This is a genomic window from Pseudomonas sp., from assembly GCF_030696055.1.
Classification (GTDB): Bacteria; Pseudomonadota; Gammaproteobacteria; order Pseudomonadales; family Pseudomonadaceae; genus Aquipseudomonas.
The window spans coordinates 1-7,072 of sequence record NZ_JAUYNP010000204.1; the positions used below are offsets into that span (position 1 = coordinate 1).

The following is a 7,072-nucleotide window of genomic DNA, read 5'->3' on the forward strand; positions in this document are numbered from 1 at the left end:
CTGCAGGCGCAGTTGCGGGTTGATCGCCAGCAGGCGCTTGGACGCCGAGTCGACCTTGCTCAGACCGATGCTCTGGGTGTCGTGGGCGATCTGCCGTTGCAGGTTGGTCAAATCGACCGTATCGAAGTCCGCCAGATGCAACTCACCGACCCCGGCGGCGGCCAGATAGAGCGCCACCGGCGAGCCCAGGCCGCCCAGCCCGACTATCAGCACGCGGCTATTTTTCAGGCGCAGCTGGCCGTCGATATCTATCTGTTGCAGGAGGATCTGCCGGCTGTAGCGCAGCAGTTCCTCATCACTCAGCATGTCCTGCGCACTCATGGCACTACTCTTGGCGTCACTCATAATGGAAGCGTCCCAGACTGATGCGCTCGTGGCCGCCCAGGTCACGCCGGCTTTCCACCGCGCTAAAGCCGCGGGCGCCGAGTAACTCGCGCACCGCCGCAGCCTGGTCGAAACCATGCTCCAGCAGCAACCAGCCGCCTGGTTCAAGATAGTCCGGCGCCTGCTGAATAATCAGACGGATATCATCCAGACCATCCGGGCCTGCGACCAGGGCGCTGCTCGGCTCGAAACGCACGTCACCCTCGGCCAGATGACGATCATCGGCGGAGATATAGGGCGGGTTGCTGACGATCAGTTGATAACGCTGACCGGCCAGGGCGCTAAACCAATGGCTCAGGGCGAAAGCGCAGTTGCCCAGCTTAAGCCGCGCGCGGTTGCGTTCGGCCAGGGCCACCGCGTCGGGAATACGATCCACGCCCGTGACCTGCCAAACCGGCCGCTCGCTGGCCAGGGCCAGGGCGATGGCGCCGGTGCCGGTTCCCAGATCCAGCACGGCGGCAGGCGTCGTCGGCAGCAGCGCCAGGGCCGTCTCCACCAGCAACTCGGTATCCGGACGGGGGATCAGGGTGTGCGGGGCCACTTCCAGCTCCAGGCTCCAGAAGCCCTGCTGGCCGAGAATATAGGCTACCGGCTCGCCAGCCTGACGCCGCGCCAGGGCAGTTTGAAAGCGCTCAAGCTGCTCGACCTCCAGCTCCCGCTCCGGCCAGGTGTGCAGATAACTGCGCGGCTTGCCCAGGGCGTAGGCCAGCAGCAACTCGGCATCCAGACGCGGAGTCGGCGAGTCGGGCAGTGCGGAGGCATTCAGCAGGGATTGAATGGTGGCCATGGTGCAGCGCCTTTTTGTAGGAGCCAGTTTGTGACCCACATGAATGAGGGAAATGCAGCTAGTCGTAAGGAACGACTGCTGCCGGCGATCAACGAGCGAAAAACATCGCGAGCAAGCTCGCTCCTACAGGGAGTTGCCCCGTAGCCCGAATGCGGCTCAATCGCCTAGCGCGGCCAGCTGATCGGCCTGGTATTCGACCAGCAGCGGCTCGATGATCGCCTCGACGCCGCCGGCTATCACTTCGTTGAGCGAATACAGGGTCAGGTTGATGCGGTGATCGGTCACCCGGCCTTGCGGGAAGTTGTAGGTGCGGATGCGCTCGGAGCGGTCGCCGGAGCCCACCAGCAGCTTGCGCGAATCGGAAATTTCCTTGTGCGCGGCGGCTTCCTGCTGGTCCTTCAACTTGGCCGCCAGCCAGGCCATGGCCTTGGCGCGGTTCTTGTGCTGGGAGCGCTCTTCCTGGCATTCCACCACGGTGCCGGTGGGGATGTGGGTGATGCGGATCGCCGAGTCGGTGGTGTTGACGTGCTGACCACCGGCACCCGAGGAGCGGTAGGTATCCACGCGCAGGTCGGCCGGGTTGATGTCGATGGCCATCTGCTCGTCCGGCTCGGGCAGCACGGCGACGGTGCAGGCCGAGGTGTGGATACGGCCCTGGGACTCGGTTTCCGGCACGCGCTGCACGCGGTGGGCGCCGGACTCGAACTTGAGCTTGCCGTAGACGTTGTCGCCCTCGACCCGGGCTATCACTTCCTTATAGCCGCCGTGCTCGCCTTCGCTGGCCGACAGCACCTCGACCCGCCAGCCCTGGCGCTCGGCATAGCGCGAATACATGCGGAACAGGTCGCCGGAGAAGATCGCCGCCTCGTCGCCACCGGTGCCGGCGCGCACTTCGAGGAAGACGTTACGCCCATCGTTGGGGTCTTTCGGCAGCAGCATGCGTTGCAGATTGGCTTCCAGCTCGATCAGCTGCTCCTTGGCCTCGGCGACTTCCTCCTCGGCCATCTCGCGCATGTCCGGGTCGCTGTCTTTCAGCAGCGCCTGGGCGCCTTCGAGGTCGGCCTGGACTTTGCGAAAGGCGCGAAAGGCCTGATACACCGGCTCGATCTCGGCATATTCCTTGGAATAGGCGCGGAACCGGGTCTGATTGCTGATCACTTCGGCATCGCCGAGCAGCGCGGTCAGTTCTTCGAAACGATCCTGCAACAGGTCGAGTTTATTGATCAGTGACGCTTTCATTGCAGACCTTTATTTATTGACCGCGCTGGGCGGCGCGCCCTCGTCGAGGGCAAAGAGTTCTTGAGCCACGCCCAGCGCGTCGACGCGGCCGTCAGCAGAGAATTTTTTCAGCTGCACGCTGGGCGCATGCAGCAGCTTGTTGGTCAGGCCGCGGGCCAGTTGCGCCAGCACGTCCTCGGCCGAGCTGCCGTTACTGAGCAGGCGCAGGGCCTTGCCCAGCTCCTCGTCCCGCAGACGCTCGGCCTGCTGGCGGTAGGCCTTGAGCACATCGACCGCGGCCAATTCGCGCAGGCGCTGCATAAAGTCCTGGGCGCCGATCGCCACCAGCTCTTCGGCGGCCTCGGCCGCGCCCTGGCGGCTCTTGAGGTTTTCCGCGATCACCTCGTGCAGGTCATCGACGGTATAGAGGTAGACGTCGTCCAGCTCGCCGACTTCCGGCTCGATATCCCGCGGCACGGCGATATCGACCATAAAGATCGGCTTGTGCTTGCGCTGCTTTAGCGCGCGCTCCACCGCGCCCTTACCGAGAATCGGCAGCTGGCTGGCGGTGGAGCTGATGACGATATCGCTATTGACCAGCTCGGCGGGGATATCCGCCAGCAACACCGCATGGGCGCCGAACTGCTCGGCCAGGTTGCTGGCGCGCTCCAGGGTGCGGTTGGCCACCACTATGCGCCTGATGCCCTGGTCGTGCAGATGGCGGGCGACCAGGCTGATGGTCTCGCCGGCGCCGATCAGCAGCGCCTGGCTGCGGTGCAGGTCGGCGAAGATCTGCTTGGCCAGGCTGACCGCGGCAAAGGCCACCGACACCGGGTTCTCGCCGATGGCGGTATCGGTGCGCACGGTCTTGGCGGTGCTGAAGGTGGCTTGGAACAGCCGCCCCAGCAGCGGCCCCAGGGTGCCGGCCTCGCGGGCCACGGCAAAGGCCGATTTCATCTGCCCGAGAATCTGCGGCTCACCCAGGACCATGGAATCCAGCCCGGAGGCCACGCGCATCATATGCCGCACCGCCTCATCGTCGGCATGGATATAGGCGCAGGCGCGCAACTCTTCGAGGCTCAGCTGGTGATAATTGGCCAACCAGGCCAGCACTTCATCGGCGCTCAGGCTGTCCTGTTCGAGGTACAGTTCGCTGCGGTTGCAGGTCGACAGAATCGCCGCTTCGCGACTGCTGGTGCGCTGACACAGCTGCTGCAACGCCTCAACCAACTGCTCCGGGGTAAAGGCCACGCGTTCGCGGACATCCACCGAGGCGGTCTTATGGTTGATACCGAGGGCAATAAAGGCCATGCAAGGTCGCTGACAGGGAGTGGGAGCCGGCAATTGTCCTACTTCGGCCAGGCGAGAACAACCACCGCCGGCCATTGCCCCGTTAGTCAGGTTTATCCCCCTATTAAGGATCATAGCCAGCCCATGGGCTTGCTCTACGGCTTGTGTCATGATGCCCTGACCGCAGGTTGGCCACATAATCTCCCTATGAATAGATCCTTCGCCTTGCTGACTGCCGCTGCCTTATTAAGTGGCTGCCAGAGCTTTGCCCCCTCTGCCCCGGATGGCACGCCGCCGGTGGAAGATCCCGCTGTTATCGCGCCAAAGGCGCAGCCCCAGGTGTATCGCTCCTTCAGTGAGGAAACCCTGTTCGCGCTGCTGAGCGCCGAACTGGCCGGACAGCGCAATCGCTTCGATATCGCCCTGGGCAACTATGTGCAACAGGCCAACGCGACCCAGGATGCCGGCGTCGCCGAGCGCGGTTTTCGCATCGCCGAATACCTGGGGGCCGAACAAGCCGCGCTGGAAACCAGCCTGCTGTGGGCCAAGAATGCACCCGAGAACATCGACGCCCAGCGCGCCGCCGCCGTGCAACTGGCCCGCGCCGGGCGCTACGACGAGTCCATGCGCTTTATGGAGAGCGTGCTGCAGCGCCAGGGCGATACCCATTTCGACTTCCTTGCCCTGTCCGCCGCGGAAACCGACCCGGACACCCGCGCTGGACTACTGCAGAGCTTCGAGCGCCTGCTGCAGAAGTACCCGGACAACGGCCAGCTGCGCTTCGGCAAAGCCCTGCTGCTGCAACAGGACAATCGCCCGCAAGAGGCCCTGAAGCTGCTGCAACAGCAGCCGGCCAAGGAGCGCCCGGTCGCCGCCATCCTGCTGCAAGCCCGCCTGCTGCAAAGCCTCGAGCGCAACGAGGATGCCCTACCCCTGCTGGAAAAAGGCATCAAGCAATACCCGGACGACAAACGCCTGCGCCTGACCTACGCGCGCCTGTTGGTGGCCGTGGACCGCCTGGATGACGCCAAGGGCGAGTTCGCCTCGCTGCTGCAGCAGTTCCCCAACGACGACGACCTGCGCTTCTCCCTGGCCCTGGTGTGCCTGGAAGCCGAGGCCTGGAAAGAGGCCATCGTCTACCTGGAAGAGCTGGTCGAGCGCGGCAGCCATGCCGAGGCCGCGCATTACAACCTGGCGCGCGCCTACGAAGAACTGGATGACCTGCCCAGCGCGCTGAGCGAATACGCCCTGGTCGGCCCCGGCAACGACTACCTGCCCGCCCAGGCACGCCTGAGCGACCTGCTGTTCAAGCAACAGCGTGGTGAGGAAGCCGCCGAAGGCCTGCGTCGCGCCCGCGAAACGCAGCCCGATTACGCCATCCAGCTGTACCTGATCGAATCGGAAGCCTGGGCCAAACAGCAGGACAATCAGCGCGCCTGGCAGGTCATAGAGCAAGCCCTGGAGCAGTTCCCGGACGACCTCAACCTGCTCTACACCCGCGCCATGCTCGCGGAAAAACGCGACGACCTGGACCGCCTGGAACAGGACCTGCGCTTTATCCTCGAACGCGAGCCGGACAACGCCATGGCGCTCAACGCCCTGGGTTATACCCTGGCAGACCGCACCACGCGCTACGCCGAAGCCCGGGAACTGATCGAGCAGGCCTATCAACTCAACCCCAGCGACCCGGCGATTCTCGACAGCCTGGGCTGGGTCAATTACCGCCAAGGCAACCTGGATGAGGCCGAGCGCCTGCTGCGCAAGGCGATGAAGGACTTCCCCGACCACGAAGTCGCCGCCCACCTGGGCGAAGTGCTCTGGGCCCAGGACAAGCAAAAAGAAGCTCGCAAGGTCTGGCGCGCCGCCCTTAAACAACAACCCGACAGTGCCATCCTGCGCAGCACCTTGCTGCGCCTGACCGGAGCAGAGACGCTTTGATGCTTGCGCGCCACCTGATTATCTTCAGTCTGATCACCCTGCTCGCCGGCTGCGCCGGCTTCGGTTCCCGCGAAATTCTGGAAGGCCAGGGCGACCCGCTCAGCTGGAGGAGCCACAAACAACGGGTCGGCAGCCTCGACGCCTGGCAGATCAGCGGCAAGGTCGGCATCCGCGCGCCGAAAGACTCCGGCAGCGGCACCCTGTTCTGGCTGCAACGCCAGGATTACTACGATATCCGCCTGTCCGGCCCCCTCGGTCGCGGCGCGGCCCGCCTGACTGGCCGCCCCGGGGCGATACTGCTGGAAGTGGCCAACCAGGGCCGCTACCAGGCCGAGTCGCCGGAGCAGCTGCTGCAGGACCAACTGGGCCTGAACCTGCCGGTCTCGCACCTGCTCTGGTGGATTCGCGGCCTGCCTTCGCCCAACAGCAAAAGCCGTCTGAACCTGGATGCCGACAGTCGCCTGGCGCAACTGAGCCAGGACGGCTGGTACGTCGAGTACCTGAGCTACGCCCAGCAGAATGGTTTCTGGCTGCCGGAACGAATCAAGCTCAGCGGCTTCGACCTGCAGGTCACCCTGGTGATCAAGGACTGGCAGCCGCGCCAGCTCGGCCAATGAGCTCGCCGGCAATTCCCGCCGCTGCCGAATTGATTCTGCCGGCACCGGCCAAGCTCAACCTGATGCTGCATATCCTCGGCCGCCGCGCCGATGGCTATCACGAGCTGCAAACCCTGTTTCAATTTCTCGATCACGGCGACGAGCTGGGCTTCGCCGTGCGCCAGGATGGCGAAATCCGCCTGCACACGCTTATTGACGGCGTGCCCCACGACAGCAATCTGATAGTGCGCGCCGCCCGCCTGCTGCAACAACACAGCGGCTGCACCCTGGGCGCCGATATCTGGCTGGACAAGCGCCTGCCCATGGGCGGCGGCATCGGCGGCGGCAGCTCGGATGCCGCCACCTGCCTGCTCGGCCTCAATCATCTGTGGCAACTGCACTGCGATGAGGGTCAGCTGGCCGCACTCGGCCTGAGCCTGGGCGCCGACGTGCCGGTGTTCGTCCGCGGCCGCGCCGCCTTTGCCGAAGGCGTCGGCGAGAAGCTGCAGCCGGTGACGCTTAGCGAACCCTGGTTTCTCGTGGCCATTCCGCAAGTGCTTGTCAGCACAGCGGAAGTTTTCTCTGACCCCGAGTTGACACGGGATACGCCGCCCATTAAAGTTCGCAGCCTTCTTGAGGGGGGTGGTCGTAATGACTGCCAGCCGGTGGTCCAGAAGCGTTACTCTGAAGTTCGTAACGCTTTGATCTTGTTGAACAAATTTGTTCCCGCAAGATTAACCGGCACTGGAGCTTGTGTGTTTGGGAGCTTCCCAAACCAGGACGATGCTGATAAAGTCGCCCGCCAACTTCCAGCCACTTTGCCAAGTTTTGTAGCCCAAGGCCGTAACGTCTCGATGTT

The 7,072-nt window shown here is 64.2% G+C and carries 7 protein-coding genes; 3 read left to right on the forward strand and 4 right to left on the reverse strand.

Annotated features, from left to right (window positions below):
• The 4 genes from Q8Q83_RS11825 to hemA form a co-directional block, all read right to left on the reverse strand.
• On the reverse strand, positions 1-306 hold a 306-nt coding region (locus tag Q8Q83_RS11825), incomplete at its 3' end, for a ThiF family adenylyltransferase (protein WP_305623954.1).
• Between the two features lie 31 nt (positions 307-337).
• The gene (gene prmC / locus Q8Q83_RS11830; protein ID WP_305623943.1) at positions 338-1,171 is read right to left on the reverse strand and encodes a peptide chain release factor N(5)-glutamine methyltransferase; all 834 of its coding nucleotides are present in this window, start codon (positions 1,169-1,171) and stop codon (positions 338-340) included.
• Positions 1,172-1,327: 156 nt separating this feature from the next.
• Positions 1,328-2,410 (reverse strand): peptide chain release factor 1, encoded by a 1,083-nt coding sequence (gene prfA, locus Q8Q83_RS11835; RefSeq protein WP_305623945.1) that lies wholly within the window; start codon positions 2,408-2,410, stop codon positions 1,328-1,330.
• Between the two features lie 9 nt (positions 2,411-2,419).
• Complete coding sequence (gene hemA, locus Q8Q83_RS11840; RefSeq protein WP_305623947.1) at positions 2,420-3,700, reverse strand: glutamyl-tRNA reductase; 1,281 nt, start codon at positions 3,698-3,700, stop codon at positions 2,420-2,422.
• Between the two features lie 186 nt (positions 3,701-3,886).
• Between hemA and Q8Q83_RS11845 the strand changes: the two genes are divergently transcribed.
• The 3 genes from Q8Q83_RS11845 to ispE all read left to right on the forward strand — a co-directional run.
• Positions 3,887-5,617: a tetratricopeptide repeat protein gene (locus Q8Q83_RS11845; protein ID WP_305623949.1), complete on the forward strand. Its 1,731-nt coding sequence runs from the start codon at positions 3,887-3,889 to the stop codon at positions 5,615-5,617.
• Positions 5,617-6,234: a lipoprotein insertase outer membrane protein LolB gene (lolB, locus tag Q8Q83_RS11850; protein ID WP_305623951.1), complete on the forward strand. Its 618-nt coding sequence runs from the start codon at positions 5,617-5,619 to the stop codon at positions 6,232-6,234. The genes Q8Q83_RS11845 and lolB overlap by 1 nt, the downstream gene beginning before the upstream one ends.
• On the forward strand, positions 6,231-7,072 hold an 842-nt coding region (gene ispE, locus Q8Q83_RS11855; protein WP_305623952.1), incomplete at its 3' end, for a 4-(cytidine 5'-diphospho)-2-C-methyl-D-erythritol kinase. The genes lolB and ispE, both read left to right, overlap by 4 nt.

Bases quoted from the DNA above. Each gene is read 5' to 3' on its own strand.
- lolB (WP_305623951.1), top strand. From the start codon at position 5,617: ATGCTTGCGCGCCACCTGATTATCTTCAGTCTGATCACCCTGCTCGCC.
- Q8Q83_RS11845 (WP_305623949.1), top strand. From the start codon at position 3,887: ATGAATAGATCCTTCGCCTTGCTGACTGCCGCTGCCTTATTAAGTGGC.
- prmC (WP_305623943.1), bottom strand. From the start codon at position 1,171: ATGGCCACCATTCAATCCCTGCTGAATGCCTCCGCACTGCCCGACTCG.
- hemA (WP_305623947.1), bottom strand. From the start codon at position 3,700: ATGGCCTTTATTGCCCTCGGTATCAACCATAAGACCGCCTCGGTGGAT.
- prfA (WP_305623945.1), bottom strand. From the start codon at position 2,410: ATGAAAGCGTCACTGATCAATAAACTCGACCTGTTGCAGGATCGTTTC.